This window comes from Curtobacterium sp. PhB25, assembly GCF_004365375.1.
Lineage (GTDB): Bacteria > Actinomycetota > Actinomycetes > Actinomycetales > Microbacteriaceae > Curtobacterium.
In genome coordinates this window covers 75245-94122 of the sequence record NZ_SODR01000007.1, presented here as the reverse complement: position 1 = coordinate 94122, position 18878 = coordinate 75245, and the positions used below count along the sequence as shown (strand labels likewise).

Here is an 18878-nt window from a genome sequence, read left to right as displayed (position 1 = left end):
AGCCTGCAAGCCCAGAATATCACATGGAATATGACATGCGAAACATTGCATGGCGCGCTGTTGGCTGGGAGTTGAGTGGGATCGACGCAACTTCGGCCGCCCTGAGTTGACGCGAGCCGGGTCCTGAGTAGAGTTGAGTCCATCGGACGCAAGTCCAACGACTTACCTCGAGCAAGAAGGAGCACCACACATGGGACGTGCAGTAGGCATCGACCTCGGAACCACCAACTCGGTCGTCAGCGTTCTCGAGGGTGGCGAGCCCACCGTCATCGCGAACGCCGAGGGCCTCCGCACCACGCCGTCGATCGTCGCCTTCACCAAGGACGGCGAGGTCCTGGTCGGCGAGACCGCCAAGCGCCAGGCCGTGACGAACGTCGACCGCACCATCGCGTCGGTCAAGCGTCACGTCGGCACCGACTGGACCACCGAGATCGACGGCAAGAAGTACACGCCGCAGGAGATCTCGGCCCGCACCCTCGGCAAGCTCAAGCGCGACGCCGAGCAGTACCTCGGTGAAGACGTCACCGACGCGGTCATCACCGTGCCGGCGTACTTCAACGACGCCGAGCGCCAGGCCACGAAGGACGCCGGTGAGATCGCCGGCCTCAACGTCCTCCGCATCATCAACGAGCCGACCGCGGCCGCTCTGGCCTACGGCCTCGACAAGGGCAAGGAAGACGAGCTCATCCTGGTCTTCGACCTCGGTGGCGGCACGTTCGACGTCTCCCTGCTCGAGGTGGGCAAGGACGACGACTTCTCGACGATCCAGGTCCGCGCGACCTCCGGTGACAACCGCCTCGGTGGCGACGACTGGGACCAGCGCATCGTCGATTACCTGATCAAGAAGTTCAAGGACGAGCACGGCGTCGACCTGTCCACGGACAAGATCGCCAAGCAGCGCCTGAAGGAAGCCGCTGAGCAGGCCAAGAAGGAACTGTCGTCGCAGATGTCGGCGAACATCCAGCTGCCGTACCTGACGCTCACGGCCGAGGGCCCGCTCAACCTCGACGAGACCATCTCGCGCGCACAGTTCGAGCAGATGACCTCCGACCTGCTCGACCGCACCAAGAAGCCGTTCAACGACGTGATCAAGGAAGCCGGTGTCTCGGTCAACGACATCGCGCACGTGGTGCTCGTCGGTGGCTCGACCCGCATGCCCGCCGTGGCCGAGGTCGTCAAGCAGCTCACCGGTGGCAAGTCCCCGAACCAGGGCGTCAACCCGGACGAGGTCGTCGCCGTCGGCGCCGCACTGCAGGCCGGTGTGCTGAAGGGCGAGCGCAAGGACGTCCTGCTCATCGACGTCACGCCGCTGTCGCTCGGCATCGAGACCAAGGGCGGCCTGATGACGAAGCTCATCGACCGCAACACCGCGATCCCGACCAAGCGGAGCGAGACCTTCACGACCGCTGACGACAACCAGCCGTCGGTCGCGATCCAGGTCTTCCAGGGCGAGCGCGAGTTCACCCGCGACAACAAGCCGCTCGGCACGTTCGAGCTCACCGGCATCGCGCCGGCTCCCCGTGGCGTCCCGCAGGTCGAGGTCACCTTCGACATCGACGCCAACGGCATCGTGCACGTGTCCGCCAAGGACAAGGGCACCGGCAAGGAGCAGTCGATGGTCATCTCCGGCGGCTCGTCGCTGCCGAAGGAGGACATCGAGCGCATGGTCCGCGAAGCCGAGGAGCACGCGGCCGAGGACAAGGCCCGTCGTGAGGCCAACGAGCGTCGCAACCAGGCCGAGCAGCTCGTCTACTCGATCGAGAAGCTCATCAAGGAGAACGACGACAAGCTCCCCGAGGACGTCAAGTCCGAGGTGCAGGCCGACGTCGACGCGCTCAAGTCGGCGCTCGCGGGCGAGGACGAGGACGCCGTGAAGACGGCCTTCGACAAGCTCAACGAGTCGCAGGGCAAGCTCGGCCAGGCCATCTACAGCCAGCAGGATGCAGCAGCCGGTGCAGCCGGTGGCGAGCAGCCCGCGGGTGAGCAGCCGGCGGACGACGAGGACATCGTCGACGCCGAGGTCGTGGACGACGAGGACGACAAGGACAAGAAGTAACGATGACGGATCCCAAGGACAACGTGCCGAACGAGGAAGACCCTCAGGTCGAGGGCGACGCCACGAACGCGGCCGAGCCCGAGGACCTCATCGAGGCGGAGGGGCCCGACGTCGAAGTACCGACCGACGGCCCCGCCGCCGGCGGCCCGGCAACGGACGCGGCGAACGACCTCTCCCCGGAGGACCAGGCCCTGCTCGACGACGCAGCCCGCGGTATCCAAGAGGACAAGCTGTCCGACACGGACCGCGACCTCGTCGCCGAGATGCGTGCGGACATGCTCCGTGCGCAGGCCGAGCTGGTGAACTTCCGGAAGCGCGTCGAGCGTGACCGTGAGGCGAACCGCGAGGTCGCCATCGCCGAGGTGGTGCGGGCCCTGCTGCCGGCGCTCGACGACCTCACCCGGGCCGAGGCCCACGGTGACCTCGCCGAGGGTCCGATGCAGGTCATCGGCCAGAAGATCCGCGGGGGCTTCGACAAGTTCAAGCTCGTGCAGATCGGCGAGAAGGGTGAAGCCTTCGACCCGAACATCCACGAGGCGATCGTCCAGCTCCCGACCCCGGGTGCCACCGGCCAGACCGTGGCGGACGTCGTCGAGCCGGGCTACAAGCTCGGCGAGCGCGTCCTGCGTGCGGCCAAGGTCGCGGTGGCGGTCCCGGCCTGAGCCGGAACGGAAGGTAGGTACCAGTGGCCAGTCAGGACTGGTTCGACAAGGACTTCTACAAGGTCCTCGGAGTGTCGAAGGACGCGTCGGAGGCCGAGCTGAAGAAGACCTACCGGAAGCTCGCGCGGCAGTTCCACCCGGACTCCAACCCGGGTGACGCCGCGGCGGAGAACCGCTTCAAGGAGATCAGCGAGGCCTACTCGGTGCTCTCCGACAAGGAGCAGCGCCAGGAGTACGACCAGGTCCGCGCCATGGGCTCCGGCGCCCGCTTCACGGCGGGCGGCGGGGGCCAGGGCGGCGGCTTCGAGGACGTCTTCGGCGGGATGTTCGGGCAGCAGCAGGGCGGGGGCGGACAGCGCGTCCGCTTCGGCCAGGGCGGCCCGGGCGGTGCGGGCGGCTTCGAGGACATCCTCGGCGGGATGTTCGGCGGCGGTGGTGGCTTCGGCCAGACCTCCGGCGGCTACCGCGGCTTCGGTGGACCGACGAAGGGTCGCGACGTCACGGCGTCGACCACGCTCGACTTCACCACGGCGATCGCCGGCGACACCGTCAAGCTGTCGCAGGGCAACGGTCGACCGGTGAACGTCCGCATCCCCGCGGGGGTCGCGGACGGCCAGAAGATCCGGCTCCGCGGTCGGGGCGAACCCTCGCCCGACGGCGGCGAGGCCGGTGACCTGGTGGTCGCCGTCTCGGTCCGCAAGCACCCGGTCTTCGAGCGCGATGGTCTGAACCTGCGGGTGGACGTCCCCGTGACGTTCGTCGAGGCAGCCCTCGGCGCGACGATCGAGGTCCCGACGCTCGGCGGTTCGCCCGTCAAGCTGAAGGTCGCTCCCGGCACGCCGTCGGGTCGCGTCCTGCGCGTCAAGGGCCGTGGCGTCGCGACGAAGAACGGCACGGGCGACCTGCTCGCGACCGTCCAGGTCGCGGTGCCGTCGCACCTGTCGGACAAGCAGCGTGAGGCCGTCGAGGCACTCGCCGAGGCGCTTCCCGACGAGAACCCGCGCGAGGACCTCCTCGCCAAGGCGCGTGACTAGCGTCACGCAACCACAGCAGTAAACCGGCCTGGAGGCGGGGTGCGGCTTCCTGACGGACGCTCGCCGGGCCTCCAGGCTGGTTTTCACCACCACGCGAACGACGGAAGGAACACGCCATGACCGACATGGACGAGAACTCGCCCGTCTTCGCGATCGCGGTCGCCGCGGAGCTGTCCGAGATGCACCCGCAGACGCTGCGGCAGTACGACCGGCTCGGCCTGGTCGTGCCCGGCCGGACCCGCGGCGGTTCCCGCCGCTACTCGATGCGCGACGTCGCGCAGCTGCGCGAGATCGCGCGCCTCGGCTCCGAGGGGGTGTCGCTGGAGGGGATCCGGCGCGTGCTCGACCTGGAGAACGAGAACAAGGACCTGCGCGACCGGGTGCGCGAGCTCGAGACCGCGTTGGCCGACCAGCTCATCAACCGGCCGGGCGCGCGCGTGTTCGCGGCGACGACGACGGGTGCCGCGGTGTCGCTGCGGGCCGGTGCGCGGCCGCAGCGGAACACGCAGATCGTGTTGTACCGCGGGCCGCGCTGACCCTTCCCGAATCGCCATACCGCATGTAAAATATCTGTATGCGATTGTTTCCTGCCCTCCCTGCTGTCCTCATCGTCACGGCACTCGCCATCGGTGGCGGGGTCGCCGCAGCGGCAACCGGCGGAGTCGACGTCCACGAGACGGTGATCGAGCACTCGGCGAACGGCGACGCGACGAGCGTCCTGGTGCACGGCATCGGTGATGCGGCGGCCGCGGCCACAGCAGAGGGGCGGCGGTTCCGGCACAGTGATCTGCAGCCTGCCGGACGGTTCGTCGCCGCCGGCGACGTCGTCACCGTGTCGGTACCGACCGGTGCGCCGGCGATGGACGTCGCCATCGGGCTGATCGGCCCGTACGCGGCGCACAACTCGGGCGCCGATGTCGGGTACCAGCAGACGCGACTGACCGCTGGCGTGAACCGTGTCACGGCTCCGCACGACGGGATGGTCTCGATGGTCAGCGCGGCGGACACCGGGGAAGCGACGGTCACGATCGCCGGCGGTGTTGCCGTCCCGACCTACGTCCGGGGCCAGTCGACCGCCGACTCGTTCGCAGCGGACCTCCGGCGGTTCGCCGATGCACCGTTCGTCGAGGTGGTGTCGGACCGGATGTTCGGCGACTTCCAGAAGCCGAAGACCGGCACGGCCATCGCCGGTGCCGACCTCGCGGAGCGCACCGCGAACTGGGACCGGGTGATCGAGCTCACGAACGAGACGTACGGCCTCGACGAGCGTGCCGTCGGGACCTCGCACAAGTACCCGCACCGGATCCACATCGCTTCACCCGACTCCGGTGCCGGGTACGCCAACGCGAGCAACGCGCGCATCATGTTCCAGACCGGCACCGGTGCTGCCGCCGATCTCTTCCGGCTTCCGTTGAGTGGGCTGTGGGGGCTGTGGCACGAGATCGGCCACACCTACGAAGCACCGATCAACATCTTCCCGGGTACCGCGGAGACCATCACCAACCTGTCCGCGCTCGCCGTGCAGGACGGACTCGGGTTCGGGAGCCGGTGGGACGAGAGCATCCCGCTCCTCGAGCGGTACTTCACCACACCGATCGCGGACCGGGACTGGGAAGGCGCCCACGACCGGGTCCGGCTCCTGGCATGGGAACAGCTGCGCCGCGCGTTCGGCGACGGCTACCTGCCGAGGTTCTTCGCGGCGCTGCGTGCCGAGGCGGCGAAGACGAACGTGAACGCCCTGACCATCGACGACAAGCATGCGATCTTCGTCGAGGTCGCCTCGCGGGTGGCCGACCGTGACCTCGCGCCGTTCTACGACCAGCTCGGGTTCCCGATGTCGGACGCGACCCGCGCCGTCATCGGTGCGCTCCCCGACCTGCGGGAGCCCATCTGGGACAACGTCGACTCACGACACCGCATCGTGGAACGACTCGTCCCCGACTACGACCCGCCGGTCGGCGTGGTCACCGGAGCAGTGTCGCCCGTGCCAGTCGGCGAGCACGTGGTCGCCGCGCCGACGGTCACCGGGCTCGGGACCGCGAGCGGCCGAGGGAGCGCGACCGCCGTGGACGCCGCAGCGGTCGCCGATGCCGTCGGTACCGACACCGGACGGCTCCTCGTGCGGCTCCGGAGCGACACCGGCGCCGAGGACACGATCGTCGTCAGGACTGCGGCCGTCGGCGGGGACTCGATCGTGCTGCGCGGGGCGTCGAACCGCGTCGTCGGCGACCTGTGGCTCGATCAGCGGAACGAGGAACTCCGGTGGCGGGCGGTCACGTCCTACGACGCGCACTGGTCCTGGGGATCGAACGCCTACCTGACCGTCACGCACTTCGCGGCGGACGGCACGGTACTCGCCACGGGCACGGTGCAGGGCAACCAGACGGGCAAGGTCCTCGACGAGACCTTCCGGGACCGCCCGTACGCGGACGGCGAGTTCGTGCTCGTCCTGCACGCGCAACCGACGCTCCTCGCCGCGTACCGTTCCGACTCGCTCATCTCGGACTCGAGCGCGCCCCAGGCGTTCCGGATCGCGGACGGCAAACTGCACCTGACCGCGCCCGAGGCGATCCCGGGGTGGCAGTCCCTGTCCGGACTGCAGGGCCCGAAGACCGCCCTGACCCGCGGCGCCGACGTCGAGGTCGAGGCCGGGTTGCAGGTCCACGCCCAGATCTCGACGATCACCGGGGCGATCACGCTGACCAGTCCGGACGGCACGACCTTCGCACCCGGGCAGTCGACGCTCGCCGGCATGTACCGGAAGCCGGGCGAGGACTGGCGGACGAGCGCGAACCTCGTGCTGCGGGGCGGGACGCTCGCCGACGGCGGCACGACGATGCGGTTCACGCTGCAGACGGGTTCGGGGTTCTCGATGCCCCCGGGTTCGACGCTTCGCTGGAAGCCGGTCGTCCGTGTCCCGGCCGACGCGGTCGCGGGCGACTCGTCGCTGGAGCTGCGTGCGGAGGGCACCACCGGCTGAGTCCTCTGCAACGAGGAGCGCCCCCGGACCGACCTGCCGTCGTGGAGCTCGGGCGGCGACGTGCAGTCGCACGCTGGTCCGCGTGAACTGGACGCGGTCGTCCGCGCCGCTGCGAGGTCCGCCGTCGAGGGATGGGTACGCTGACGCGGTGCCAGACTTCGCCGACCTCTTCCGCCGCCGCGACGACACCGCCCCGGACCTCATCGCGATCGACGGCACCGACCGGTTCCTGATCGACGAGGCGCCGCACGTGCACGGGGACGCCCTGCGGCAGCCCGGCGAGGTGGCGGTCGTCGATGACCGTCTTGGAGTCCTGACCCTCGGGCTCATCACGCAGTACGGCGCATCGGACATCCGCGTAGTGCAGGACTCGCTCGTCGGGGAACGCGCGCTCGAGGCCAACGCTGGCACGTTCGGTCTGCGCGGATTCCACCACCCGGACTCGCTCGAAGACGCCTTCCGCGACGTCCGGCTCGTCGTGCTGCGGCTGTCGAAGTCACACGACCGCCTCGACGAGATCGCCCGGGCCGTCGCGCGGTTCGCCGCTCCCGACGTCGTGCTGCTGTGCGGCGGCAACGTCAAGTACATGAACCTGTCGCAGAACGACGTGCTGCGCCGCTCGTTCGGCGAGGTCACGGCTTCGCGGGGGCGGGGGAAGTCGCGCCTGCTCATCGCGCAAGACCCGTTGCGTGCCCAGGCGAACCGTGCGGCCGCGACCAATCCCTGGCCCAGATCGGTGCACGTCGACGACCTCGGCATGACGCTCGTCGCGCACGGCGGGGTGTTCGCCGGTACCTCGCTCGACCAGGGCACCCGGGTGCTGCTCGAGGCGATGGACGCCGCGGTGCCGACCGCGCGGACCGTCGTCGACCTCGGGTCCGGCAACGGTGTCATCGCCGCGGCGATCGCACTGCGGCGGCCGAACGTCAAGGTGATCGCGACCGATGTGTCCCGGATCGCGGTGGCGTCCACACGGGCGACCGCCGAGGCGAACGGCGTCGCTGACCGGGTGACGGCACTGCGCACCGACGCCGGGGACGAGCTCGCCGTCGGGTCCGCCCAGCTCGTGCTCTGCAACCCCCCGTTCCACGCGGACACCACGGTGACCACCGACGCGGCCGAGGCGATGTTCCGGAACGCGGCCACCGTCCTGCAGCCCGGCGGCGAACTGTGGTGCGTGTGGAACGGGCACCTGCGCTACCGGCCGGTACTGGAGCGCCTGGTCGGGCCGACGCGGCAAGTCCTGCGCACCCCGAAGTTCACGGTCACGGCGTCGGTCGCTGCCCCGCACTGAGGCCCGCCATACCGAACGCGGAATATCGTACGGATAATACTTGCGGACCACTCCGCGACCCGTGCACAGTCGTCTCCTGCACCGTCAGAGAGGACTCCCATGCACACTCGCTCCACCCGTGCTCTTCCACCGCCGGCCCGTCCGCCTCGTGCCCGTCCGTCCCGCGCGGCCGTCACCGTCGCGCTGGTCCCGATGGTCGCCCTGGGCGCGCTCGTCGCCGGCGCGGGCGTCGTCGCAGATGCACCACCGGCCCACGCCGTCGACCCGTTCCCGGTCCACGATCCGTTCGTGGACCTGCCCGTCGGCACCACGATGCCGTCGGGTTGGGCTCGCATCGCCTCGAACGACCAGCAGGCCGCGATCGTCGAGAACGGCTCGGCGGGCAAGTGGCTGCGGATGACCGACAACGCCAAGTACATGGCCTCGGCGGTGTACAACGAGGTGCCGTACGACTCGAGCAACGGACTGACCGTCGAGTTCGACCAGCGGATGTGGAGCCCCACCGACACCGGGTACGCCGACGGCATCGGGTTCTTCCTGCAGGACGCCGCGATGCCGCTCGACTCCATCGGCCCCGTGGGCGGCGGACTCGGCTACTTCGACGGCAAGTCCGCCTGCTCGGCAGGACTGGACGGCGGTGTCGTCGGCGTCGGGTTCGACCGGTTCGGCAACTTCGCGCTGCCGGAGTTCATCCAGAACGCCGTCACCGTCCGCGGGGCCGAGGCTGAGTGCTACCCCGTGCTGGCGACGACGGGCAACCGCGGCGACGGGTTCCTCGAGGACCGCGGCGTCGACGCCGAGACGGCGACCTACCGGCACGTGAAGGTCGACGTCGTGCCCCGGGACGCCGGTGGCATCACGGCCATCGTCACGATGTCGGACGCCACCCCCGTCGGCTCGGAGCCGGCGGAGCTGCACCACCTGATCTCGACCGACCTGCCGGCGACGGCGTTGCCTGGCCAGATGCGCTTCGGGTTCAGCGCGTCGACCGGCGGGCGGGCCGAGTTCCACGAGATCCGCAACGTGCGGGCCACACAGCCGACCGACGTCGTGACCACGGCGTCAGTGGACACCGAGGGGCCGGTGACCTCAGGCGACGACGTGTCGTTCCGCGTCCGATCGGTCAACGACGGGCCGGCCACGATCGGTGGGCCCACCGACGCAGTGGCGCGGACGACGGCACTGATCGATGCGCTCCCGCTCGAGGACGTCACCTGGTCGTGCGAGGCCACGGGCGGCGCGTCGTGCGGTGCCGATCAGGGCGCAGGAGTCGTGGCGACCGACTGGACGGCGCCGCCCGGAGGGCAGATCGAGTTGCTGGCCCGCGGGACCGTGCCGGCGACCACGAGGAGCGGGACGTACTCGGCGCCGGTGGAGAGTGTCACCGACTTCACCACCGGCCGGTTCGACGAAGGGCGGGCCGCGGTCGCGCGGGACGGCTCGGTGAGCGACGTCGACCTGACGAACAACACGGACACGATCGCGTTCGACGTCGTGCTGCCGGACGCCGTCGCCTCGGATGACGCTGCGACCGGACAGCAGGGTGAACCAGTGGTCGTGGACGTCGTGGGGAACGACGCGCTCGACGGCAGCGGTGCCGACCTCGGCTCGCTGCGGCTCACCGACGAGGGATTCGACGGTGCGGAGCTGTCCGACGACGGCAAACAGCTGCGCGTTCCGGGCGAGGGCACGTACGTCGTGGACGACGCCGGGCGGGTGACGTTCACGCCCGAGGGCGGCTTCAGCGGGGTCGCGTCGCCGGTGCGGTATGAGATCACGTCGAACGCCGGGCAGGTCGCGTCCGCCGAGCTCCGGGTGGAGATCGAGGCCGGTGCGGTCGACCCGACGCCGGGGCCCACGCCGGAGCCGACGGCGGAACCCACGCCGGATCCGACCACGGCGCCGACCGCGGGGCCGACGGCCGATCCGACCGCGGTACCGGGTGCCGGTTCCGCCGCTGGGCCCGGGGACGGTCCCCAGAACGCGTCGACCGTCGGCGGACCGTCGTCCGGCGGACCGGACCGGCTCGCGTGGACGGGCTCCGACGGGGTGCTCGTCGCAGCGGTCCTCGGCCTGGGGCTCGCGGCCGCCGGTGGCGTGCTCCTGACGCTTCGACGTCGCCGACTCGAGGTGGGCCCGGACGCCGACGCCTGATCCACACCGGTACGACTCCGGACGCGACGGAGACGACGAAGCCGCCCGGGTCTCCCCGGGCGGCTTCGTCGTGTGTTCCGAGCGATCAGGCCGGGACGTAGTCGAACGTGTCCGGGTCCGGACCCGTTCGGTGGCCCTTGTCGAGAGTCGTGATGTCCGTCATGTCCTCGTCGGAGAGCTCGAAGTCGAAGATCGCGAAGTTCTCCTCGACGCGGGCACGCGTGACCGACTTCGGGAACACGATGTCGCCGCGTTGGATGTGCCAGCGGAGCACGACCTGCGCCGGGCTCTTGCCCGTGGCGCCGGCGATGCGGGTGATGGTCTCGTCGTCGAGCACGAGGCCCTGGGCGATCGGGGACCAGGCCTCGGTCGCGATGCCGAGCTCGTTGTTCACGGCGCGGAGCTCGTCCTGGGTCAGGTACGGGTGCACCTCGATCTGGTTCACGGCCGGCGGGACGTCCGTCTCGGCACGCAGGCGGCGCAGGTGGTGGGCCTGGAAGTTGCTGACGCCGATCGAGCGGGAGGTGCCAGCGGCGTAGAGCTCCTCGAGCGCCTTCCACGTCGGCACGAAGTCCGAGACGGTGGGCAGCGGCCAGTGGATGAGGAACAGGTCGGTGTAGCCGCCGAGCAGGTCAGCTGACTTCTTGCCGTTCTCGGCAGCTGCCGAAGGGTCGTGGAAGCCGTTGTTGAGCTTCGAGGTGACGAAGATCTCGTCACGCGGGATGCCGGACGACGCGATGGCCTCGCCGACCTCCTTCTCGTTGCCGTACATCTCGGCGGTGTCGATGTGGCGGTAGCCGACCTCGAGCGCTGTGAGCGTCGCTTCCTTGGTCGACGCGGGGTCGATCTGGAAGACGCCGAAGCCGAGCTGCGGGATGGTCTTGCCGTCGTTCAGGGTGATGTTCGGAACGGTCATGAGTCCAGACAACACCCGACCAGCTCCCAGGCATTCCGCTCGCTCCCAGGACCGTTCAAGTCAAATGCAGAATATTGGTATTCTGGCGTGATGAACCGACACGCTTCACGACGCCCTCGTGCGCGCACCGCGCCGCGCGTCGCCGCCGTAGCGACCGCGGCCGGCCTGGTCGCCGCGCTCGCCACCCCGCTCGCCGCCACGGCAGTCCCGGCCCCCGCGGCCGACGCCGGATCCGCACGGACCGACTCTGCCGCCGACTCCACGATCCTGTTCGTCGAGGACTTCGAGAACGGCGTCACGACGACGCCGGTGCTGTTGAACGCGTACAAGGGCGCGAACGGTGAGACCTACACGGCCGACCCGGCGTGGATCAACGCCGCTGAGTGCAACGGCATCGTCACGAGCGCCAGCAGCTCCGACATGGCATCCTGCGACGCCAACCCCCAGCTCAAGCAGCTCGGGTCGGTCCTCGGGCAGATCACCGGCGAGGACCCGGAGACCAACCACGTCGTGAGTGCTTGGACCGCGTCGCGCAACCTGCCGCGGAACGCCGTTCAGATCGAGTCGCGCGATGACTTCTCGCTCGGGCAGACCGGACGCTTCGTGTCGTTCGGTGTCAGCGCCGCCGCCGGAAGCTGTGTCGGGTTCGACCACCCGCTGCTCGACTTCCTGCTGGTGGACGGATCTGCCGAGCACCCGGTGTCCGAGCGTCCCCTCGACCCTTGCAACGACCCTCGCTCGAGCACCTTCACCGCGGGCGGCAACACGTACAAGGGCGGCGAGTTCGTCTCGAACGGCGGCGTGCTCTTCTCCGGCGACACCCTGCGATGGCGTCTCCGCAACGCCCAGTCGTCCTACAGCGGCAACGACGGCGCGATCGACCGAGTGACGATCGTCGACTCGACCCCGACCCTGGCGAACGAGTTCTCCGGCGCCCCGATCGTCGGGGACACCGCGCGCATGACGGCGCGCGTCGTGAACACGAGCGAGCACGGTTCGAAGCCCGGTTGGTCCTTCGCCGAGGCGCTGCCCGAAGGCCTCAGCGTCGCGTCCGACCCGAAGGTCGCGACCACCTGCGCCGCGGCGGACCTCGACGTCGAGGCAGATGCCACGACCATCGGTGCGTCGGGCGACCTGGACATCGACGCACCGGACTGCACGGTGACGTTCGACGTCAGCGCCTCGGCTCCCGGCACGTACACGATCGGTGCAGACGCCGTGACCGAGCGCACCGGCGTCGACCTGCCGACCGGCTCGGCGAGCATCACCTTCGCCCCCGAGGTGAACGAGCTGCGCGTCACCGACCAGGCCGTCTTGTCCGGCGGCAACGGTGACGCCGTCGCCGACCTCGGCGAGACCGTCTCGTTCCGCACGACCGTCGACAACACCGGCAACGTCCTGGTGCGGGACGTCACGCTGACCAGCCCGAACGGCGACGCGGACTGCGACGTGCGGCAGCTCGCCCCCGGAGCATCCGCCGCGTGCGCGACCGCTCCCCGGCCGGTCACGCAGGACGACCTGGACCACGGCTCGATCGACGACACCGCCACGGTCTCTGCACGATCGCGCGCCGGCCAGGCCGTGACGGCCAGCGCAACCGCCACCGTCCCCACCTCGAGCACCACCTCGCGCGCCTTGCTCGCCATCACGCCCGTCGCGCGGGGCGGTGCCCCCGCGGTCGGTGACGACATCGGGCTCACGGTGACGGTGACCAACGAGGGCAACGTCTCGATCCGCGACCTCGCGGTGACCGTGGCCGACGAGCCCGGCATGACCGTCGCGTGCCCGCCGACCCGCCTCGCGCCCGGCGCGTCCATCGAGTGCGCCGTCGAGGGCTCGCACCCCGTCTCGCAGCACGACGTCGACCGCGGCACCGTCACGTTCGTCGCCACGATGACCGCAGTCGACGCCGCCGGTCAGCCGGTCCGTGGTGACGCCCGGACCGCACAGACCACGGTCGCCCAGGCCCCCGCGCTCGCCACGACCGTCACCCCGGCGCTCGACACCGCCGGCAAGACCCCCGCTCCCGGTGACGAGGTCACGCTGAGCGTCGCCGTACGCAACACCGGGAACGTCACGCTCCGCGACGTCGCCGCCGAGGTCGAGGACCGCGACGGCATGCCCGTCTCCTGCCCGACCTCCCCGCTCGCACCCGGCGCGAGCGTCGACTGCACCGTTCCGGACCACACCCTGAGCCAGCGGGAGATCGACGCCGGCACGGTCGGGTTCGCCCTGACCTCGACCGCCACCGCACCCGACGACCGTCGCGTGACTGCTTCGGACTCTGCGTCGGTGACCGTCGACCGCCAGCACGGCATCGTCGCGACCGCGACCGCCGGCCTGGCCGACGAGTCCCGCGCGCCGAAGGCCGGTGACCACGTCGAGCTGTCCGTCTCGGCGCGCAATTCCGGCAACACCACCCTGCGGGGCCTCGCTGCCGAGGTGGACGGCCTCGACCTGGACGTGGAGTGCGCCGAGGGTGCGCTCGCCCCCGGCGCCGCGGCGACCTGCTCCGTCGGCGACCACGTCCTGACGCAGGACGAGATCGACGCCGGCACCGTCGACTTCGCGCTCACGGTCAACGCGAACGGCCCCGGCGGTTCGCGTGCCCAGGCATCGGACACCGTGGCGGTCGAGCTCGTCAGCGCGCCGGCCATCGCCGTGTCGGCGACGAGCGTCCTCGGTGCGAACGAGCACGAGGTCCCCCTGGCCGGCGACACCGCGACGGTCACGATGACGATCCGGAACACCGGCAACGTCACGGTCACGGGCATCCGCGGCAAGGTCGAAGACCGTGCGGGCCTCGAGGTCGACTGCCCGGACGACGATCTCGCCCCGGGCGCCGCGGTGACGTGCGAGGTGTCCGAGTACACCCTCACCCAGAGCGACGTCGACAGCGGTGCCGTCCGGTTCGTGCTGTCGAGCGCAGCGACCGGTGCCGACCGTCAGCGCGTCGAGGCCCGTGCCGACACGACACTCTCGATCGTGCGAGCGCCGTCGATCACGACGACGGCCACGGCTGCGCTCGACGACACCGACCACGGAGCCCCGACCGCGGGCGACACGGCATCGGTCCGCATGTCGATCACGAACACGGGCAACGTCACGGTGCACGACCTGAGCGGCATCGTCGACGAGCGGGCCGGCACGACGGTCGCCTGCCCCGCCGAGCGGGTCGCTCCCGGTGCTTCGGCGGACTGCGCAGCGGCGGAGTACGCGCTCACCCAGGGCGACGTCGACGCGGGCAAGGTGCAGTTCGCCCTCACCGCAGCGGCCGTCGGCCCGGACGACCAGACCGTGACTGCCGGCGCGAAGGCCGGCACTGCGATCGAGCGCGCCCCGGGCGTGCAGGTCCAGGTCACCGCGCACCTGGCGGAGTCCGAGCACGAGGCGCCGCGCGCCGGTGACCACGTGAGCGTGGGCATCCGCGCCACCAACGCGGGGAACGTCACGCTGACGGGGACCCGCGCCGAGGTCGTCGAACTCGCCGGTCTACCGGTCGAGTGCGTCGGCGAGGGTGTCGCACCGGGTGCGTCGATCGACTGCACGACCCCGCAGTACGTGCTCACCCAGGCGGACGTCGACCACGGCACAGTGACGGTCGCAGCGGTGCTCGACGCGACCGGTCCCGCCGGAGACTCCGTCACCTCGCGCGACGAGGTCCAGGTCGGCCTGACGGCGAAGAGCGCCCTCGACCTGTCCGCCGAGCCGGTGCTGCACGGAACCGACGGCAGCACGAAGGTCGTCGCCGATGACCACGTGCTGCGCCCGGGCGACCGCGTGTCTGTCCGCTACGAGGTGCTCAACACCGGCAACCTCGCGGTGCACGACCTGCAGCAGGCCGAGGGCATGCCCGCGGTGACCTGCGAGGAGTCCACGGTCGAGCCGGGGCAGCGTGCCACGTGCGAGAGCGACGCGCACGTCGTGACCGAGGAAGAAGCAGCGACCGGCGAGGCCGCGATCACCGGTCAGGTGGCCGGCCAGGTCACGCGCGCCGACGGTGCCACGACCGAGGAGCCGGGTGCTGCGAGCACGGGGCAGACCGCGACGCCAGCGACGTTCGGCGTGACCACCGCCGCGGCGTCGACGAAGCCGGTCTGGGTGTTCTCGCTCGAGGTGCACACGAAGCTGCACGCCGAGCCGCAGCCCGTGCCCGCCGCCGAGAAGCCCTCCGCCGCGCCGGTGGAACTCGCGTTCACCGGATCGACCGTCCTCGCGATGGGCGTCCCCGCGACGATCGTGCTCCTGCTCGCCGGAGCGGTCCTGCTGCTCTGGCGCCGCCAGCGCCGCCCGGACGACCGCCAGGTCTGACGCGCAGCGGCGCCGGCACGACACAGCGCAGCCAACACGGACCGCCCCCTGTCCCAGCCCAGGGACAGGGGCGGTCCGTCACTCCAGCGCAGCGGCGATGTACGCCTGCAGCGCCTGGCCGTAGGCGATCGCGGGGACCTCGGACGCGAAGCTGCGGTCAGCACCGCCGATCGTCGCGGTGACCGTGTAGACGATCCGGCCGTTCACCGACACCCGGGTCAACCCGATGAACGACGGACCGAGGAGCTCGCGCAACTGGTCCTCACGCGGCAGCCAGAGCGACTCCGACGCGGTCACGGAGTCGAGCGCCCACTCGGTCGTCCCGTTGAAGCCGAGGATCGTGCCGGTGGGGGAGTCGTGTCGTTCGACGGTCATCTCGGACACGGTGTAGACGTCCTCGTCCACCTCGGGCTTGTCGATGACGAAGCGGTCGCCCGTCTCGGGGTGCCAGCGCAGGCCGGCGTCGCGGAGGGTCCTGGCGAGTGCAACGGTGATCACCTCCCCACCCTGCACGCGCGAGACCGCGCTGTCACCACGAAGTCGCGCTGTCACCACGTAGGTTGCCGAAAGCATCCCGTACTAGCATCGCCGAGCACCCCCACGCGCGAGCGCCACCCGATCGCGCGCGCGACGTGACGACGCCCGGGCAACCGGTGCCGCGCCTCCAGGCCGACCAACCGGCCACGGGGCGGGCCACCGGCCGGCGTCCCGACCGAGGCGACGGACACCCCGTCCGCCGAAGAGAAGGACCTGCATGACCCTCGAACGCGAGGAACTCCGCGACGGCTGGACCGTGACCATGGCCGGAGGAACCGGCGCGCCGGACGGCGTCGCGGGACGCAGCATCCCGGCGACGGTGCCGGGGCAGGTGCACACCGACCTGGAGCGGGAGGGCCTGCTGCCGGACCCGACCTTCCACCTGAACGAGCAGGCGGCGAAGTGGGTCGGCCGGGCCGACTGGGCCTACCGGACCGCGGTCGACGTCGACCCGCGCGGCCACGAGCGTGTCGACCTGGTCTGCGACGGCCTGGACACGGTGTCCGAACTGAGCCTGGACGGCGTCGTCGTGGGCACGACCCGGAACATGCACCGCCGCTACCGCTTCGACGCGCGCGTGCAGACCGGGTCCGGCGCGACGACGAAGGACCTCGAGATCCTGTTCGAGTCGCCGTACCGCGAGGCCGGCCGGGTCGCCGCGAAGGCCGGCAGCATGCCGGGCCCGTACGACGAGCCGTTCCCGTACATCCGCAAGAACGCCTCGAACTTCGGCTGGGACTGGGGGCTCACCGCCGTCACGAGCGGTCCCTGGCGACCGGTCGCGATCGAGCGGTGGTCGACCGCGCGGCTGCGCGAGGTCCGCCCGCTCGTCGACGTCGAGGCCGGCGAGGGCGTGCTCGACGCCCACATCACCGTCGAGCGCTCCGGCCTCAACGACCTGGACCAGGACGGCGAGGACGACGACCTGGTGCTCGTCGTGACCGTGAGCGGCCTGAAGGAGGACGGCACGCCGACGCGGCAGCGGTCGCGGGCGCAGCTGACACCGAAGGACGACGAGACCGTCGTCACCGTGCGCGTGCCCGAGGCGCTGCGCTGGTGGCCCCGCGGCTACGGCGCGCAGGCGCAGTACGACGTGGTCGTCGAGCTGCAGACGGTGGACGGCGAGGTGCTCGACCGCGACACGTTCCGCACCGGCTTCCGGTCGACGCGGATCGACACGCAGGTGGACGACATGGGTCGTCCCTTCGGCATCCACGTCAACGGGACGCTGATCGACGTGCGCGGGGTGAACTGGATCCCCGACGACGTGATCATCTCGCGCGTCGACCGCGCGCGCCTGCAGTCCCGTCTGACCGCGGCGGCCTCGCTCGGCACGAACCTCGTGCGCGTGTGGGGCGGCGGTGTGTACGAGTCGCGCGACTTCTACGAGGTCTGCGACGAGCTCGGCCTGCTCGTCTGGCAGGACTTCCCGTTCGCGTGCTCGGCGTACCCGGAGGTCGAACCGATCCGCAGCGAGGTCATCGCCGAGGCCCGCGACAACGTCGCCCGCCTCGCGCGGCACCCCTCGCTGGTGCTGTGGAACGGCAACAACGAGAACATCTGGCTGCACGACGTGGACGGCTGGGCGGACTCGCTCGGTGACCGCGGCTGGGGCCTCGACTACTACCTCGACCTGCTGCCGACGATCGTCGACGCGGTCGACCCGTCGCGCTTCTACACCGTGGCCTCGCCGTGGTCGGGCGCCGAGTCGCTGCCCGCGAACGACGTCGACCACGAGACGCACCACTCGTGGGACGCCTGGAACCGCCTGCCCGACACCGCCTACCGCGGATCCGTGCCGCGGTTCGTGTCCGAGTTCGGCTGGCAGGCGCCGCCCGCCTGGCGGACGCTGCGGGACGGGGTCGCGGACGAGGTGCTGTCGCAGGACGCACCCGGGGTCGTGCACCACCAGAAGGCTGCCGACGGGATGGGCAAGCTGGCCCGCGGCATCGAGCCCCGGTTCGGCACGGAGCCCTTCTCGTTCGATGCGTGGCACTACCTGACGCAGCTGCAGCAGGCTCGGGCCATCGCGACGGGCGTCGAGCACTGGCGCACCCACTGGCCGCGCAACACGGGCGTGGTGATGTGGCAGCTCAACGACCTGTGGCCGGTGTCGTCGTGGTCGGCGATCGACTCGGCGGGGCGGCTGAAGCCGCTCGCGCACGAGCTGCGTCGGTTGTACGACGACGTCCTGCTGACGATCCGTCCCGTGTCGCGGGTGGCGGTCGCGCCGTCCGCCGTCTCCGGGCCGGCTGCTTCGCCGGCGTCGTCGCCCGTCTCACCGGTCGCGTCTGGTGCGGATCGGACGGGAGGCCCAGATCACCCCGGCCACTCGGCCTCCGCAGGCGAGACGGCTGATCTGGGCGACGTGGCGGACACCCTGTCCCTCGGCGTCTCGCCCGGTGCGTTCGGGTCCTCGCCCGTCGAGGTCGCCGTCCGGTCCACGCGCGGCGGCCACGACAGCGTGGTGCGCGTGCGACGGGTCACCACGGCCGGCACGATCCTGGCCGAGGCGTCGTTGCCCGTGCGCTTGTCGTCCGCCGGGGTCGCCGTCGTCGCCCTGCCCGAGTCCGTCGGCGTGGTCGACGACCCCGCGCGGGAGCTCATCGTGGCGGACATGGACTGGCGTCGGGCGGTCTGGACACCGGGCCCCGACGTCGACGTGCGGTGGGAACCCGCGCGGTACCGCACCTCGTTCACACCCGTCGACGGCGGGCTCGACCTGACCGTCGAAGCCGAGACGCTCGTCCGCGACCTGCTCGTGCAGCCCGACCGGGTGACCGCGGCCGGTGCGGTGGACCGTGGGTTCATGACCCTGCTGCCCGGGGAGCGGGTGACCTTCCGGCTCACCGGCGTGACCGAGGCCGACATCCCGGCGCTCCGTGCCGAACCCGTCCTGTGGAGCCTGGACCGCGCGCTCGAACATTGATATAC

Annotated in this window: 11 protein-coding genes; 9 read left to right on the top strand and 2 right to left on the bottom strand. The window is 70.9% G+C overall.

Annotated features, from left to right (window positions below; translation table 11 throughout):
• Nucleotides 1-190 precede the first annotated feature (190 nt).
• From dnaK to EDF51_RS14245, 7 genes are all read left to right on the top strand, one after another.
• On the top strand, nucleotides 191-2056 hold the full coding sequence (gene dnaK, locus EDF51_RS14275) for a molecular chaperone DnaK (RefSeq protein ID WP_123293529.1): 1866 nt from the start codon (nucleotides 191-193) through the stop codon (nucleotides 2054-2056).
• Nucleotides 2057-2058: 2 nt separating this feature from the next.
• On the top strand, nucleotides 2059-2718 hold the full coding sequence (locus EDF51_RS14270; RefSeq protein ID WP_123672067.1) for a nucleotide exchange factor GrpE: 660 nt from the start codon (nucleotides 2059-2061) through the stop codon (nucleotides 2716-2718).
• Between the two features lie 23 nt (nucleotides 2719-2741).
• Nucleotides 2742-3752 carry a DnaJ C-terminal domain-containing protein gene (locus tag EDF51_RS14265; RefSeq protein ID WP_134195408.1) on the top strand — a complete coding sequence of 337 codons (1011 nt, stop codon included), beginning with the start codon at nucleotides 2742-2744 and terminating at the stop codon, nucleotides 3750-3752.
• 125 nt (nucleotides 3753-3877) lie between these two features.
• On the top strand, nucleotides 3878-4288 hold the full coding sequence (locus EDF51_RS14260) for a MerR family transcriptional regulator (RefSeq protein ID WP_123293837.1): 411 nt from the start codon (nucleotides 3878-3880) through the stop codon (nucleotides 4286-4288).
• 38 nt (nucleotides 4289-4326) lie between these two features.
• A complete protein-coding gene (locus EDF51_RS14255) occupies nucleotides 4327-6732 on the top strand; it encodes a M60 family metallopeptidase (RefSeq protein ID WP_134195406.1) in 2406 nt (801 codons plus the stop codon).
• Between the two features lie 148 nt (nucleotides 6733-6880).
• The gene (locus tag EDF51_RS14250) at nucleotides 6881-8026 is read left to right on the top strand and encodes a class I SAM-dependent methyltransferase (RefSeq protein ID WP_131921352.1); all 1146 of its coding nucleotides are present in this window, start codon (nucleotides 6881-6883) and stop codon (nucleotides 8024-8026) included.
• Between the two features lie 99 nt (nucleotides 8027-8125).
• Nucleotides 8126-10180 carry a hypothetical protein gene (locus EDF51_RS14245; RefSeq protein WP_132100714.1) on the top strand — a complete coding sequence of 685 codons (2055 nt, stop codon included), beginning with the start codon at nucleotides 8126-8128 and terminating at the stop codon, nucleotides 10178-10180.
• Between the two features lie 85 nt (nucleotides 10181-10265).
• Here the strand turns inward: EDF51_RS14245 and EDF51_RS14240 are convergent, their stop codons facing one another.
• The gene (locus EDF51_RS14240; protein WP_131847077.1) at nucleotides 10266-11096 is read right to left on the bottom strand and encodes an aldo/keto reductase; all 831 of its coding nucleotides are present in this window, start codon (nucleotides 11094-11096) and stop codon (nucleotides 10266-10268) included.
• A gap of 90 nt (nucleotides 11097-11186) precedes the next feature.
• Here EDF51_RS14240 and EDF51_RS14235 point away from each other — a divergent pair, with 90 nt between their 5' ends.
• Complete coding sequence (locus EDF51_RS14235) at nucleotides 11187-15407, top strand: hypothetical protein (protein ID WP_132100713.1); 4221 nt, start codon at nucleotides 11187-11189, stop codon at nucleotides 15405-15407.
• Nucleotides 15408-15485: 78 nt separating this feature from the next.
• On the opposite strand, the gene EDF51_RS14230 is transcribed toward EDF51_RS14235, so the two are convergent.
• Nucleotides 15486-15905 (bottom strand): pilus assembly protein CpaE, encoded by a 420-nt coding sequence (locus EDF51_RS14230; protein ID WP_131847075.1) that lies wholly within the window; start codon nucleotides 15903-15905, stop codon nucleotides 15486-15488.
• A 256-nt stretch (nucleotides 15906-16161) separates the two neighbouring features.
• Here EDF51_RS14230 and EDF51_RS14225 point away from each other — a divergent pair, with 256 nt between their 5' ends.
• Nucleotides 16162-18873 (top strand): glycoside hydrolase family 2 protein, encoded by a 2712-nt coding sequence (locus EDF51_RS14225; RefSeq protein ID WP_132100712.1) that lies wholly within the window; start codon nucleotides 16162-16164, stop codon nucleotides 18871-18873.
• Nucleotides 18874-18878: the final 5 nt, after the last annotated feature.